General features: G+C 66.7%; 1 protein-coding gene. It reads right to left on the minus strand.

The features are described from left to right. Positions 1-31: 31 nt before the first annotated feature. Complete coding sequence (locus tag P7D22_RS23115; RefSeq protein WP_319936586.1) at positions 32-1,300, minus strand: IS256 family transposase; 1,269 nt, start codon at positions 1,298-1,300, stop codon at positions 32-34. Between the last annotated feature and the right edge of the window lie 97 nt (positions 1,301-1,397).

Here is a 1,397-nt window from a genome sequence, read left to right on the forward strand (position 1 = left end):
GAGCTACGCGGGAATTTGGGTGACGCGGCAGTCAGGCGGCGCGGTCTGACGTGCGGTCGAGGACCTCGGTCCCGTCACGGAAGGTGACACCGGCGACGACCTTGGGCAACTGGTTCTCGCCTTTCAAGCGCCGCCAAGTCTTCGAGGCGGCCATCACCAGCTTGAAAACCATGAGCCGGGCCGTGGTCGGCGAGAGCGAGCCCTTGGTGCGCACCGTCCTGTGCCGGACGGTGGCGAAGACGCTCTCGATGGGGTTTGAAGTTCGCAAGTGGTCCCAGTGCTCGGCCGGGAAATCGAAGAAGGTCAGGAGCGCCTCGCGGTCCTTGGTCAGGCAGGTGACGGCTTTGGGGTACTTCGCCCCGTACTTCTCGTTGAAGACGGTGATCGCCGCTTCGGCCGCGGCTCGGGTCGGCGCGCCGTGGACCTCACGCAGGTCGTCCTTCATCGGGGCCTGGATGGATTTCGGCACCTTGTTGAGCACGTTGGCGGTCTTGTGCACCCAGCAGCGCTGGTGCCGTGTGCCGGGGTAGATCTCCTCGACGGCTTTCCAGAAGCCGAGCGCGCCGTCTCCGATCGCCAGTTCTGGCGCCACGGCCAGGCCGTGCCGTTTCACCTCGACGAGCAGTTCGCGCCAGCTCTGGGCGCTCTCCCGCACACCGGCCTGGAAGCCGACCAACTCCTTCCTGCCCTCGGGTGTCGCCCCGATCAGCACGAGCATGCACTCCGCCTGGTTCTCCATCCGGGCCTGCAGGTAGACGCCGTCGGCCCACACGTAGACATACCGCCGCGCTGACAGATCCCGCGTCTGCCAGCGCGCGTACTCGGCCTGCCACTCGGCGGTGAGACGGCTGATGACCGAGGGCGAGAGGTTCGGAGCGTCCTTGCCGAGCAACGCCGTCAGCGCCTCCTGGAAGTCGCCGGTCGAGACCCCGCGCAGGTACAGCACGGGCAACAGCGCATCCAGGCTGCGCGTCCGCCGTGACCACTTCGGCAGGATCGCCGACGAAAAGCGGACCCTCTCGTCATCGGACGCGGCACCACGATCGCGGATCTTCACGCGCGAGACCCCGACAGCACCGATCCCGGTCTGGATCGGTCGCTCGGGGCCATGACCGTGACGGACCAGACGAGCCCGCCCGTCCGGCAGCCGCAGCTCCTGCATGCCGGCCAGGAACGCCTCGGCTTCCAGTTCGACGGCTTGGACGAGCAGCCGACGCGCACCGGCGCGCAGCACATCGGTCAGGGGATCATCGATATCGTCAGGCGGACGAAGGCGGACAACATTGATAGGCTCGTTCATGGCGTATCGCTCTCGGTGAGAGGTTCTGGCAGGCTGGACACCCGCCTCGATACGCCGCCTTCAAACCACCGTCGTCACCCAGTTTCCCACATAGCTC

Origin of the sequence: Lichenihabitans sp. Uapishka_5, from assembly GCF_033947565.1 — a bacterium.
Classification (GTDB): Bacteria; Pseudomonadota; Alphaproteobacteria; order Rhizobiales; family Beijerinckiaceae; genus Lichenihabitans.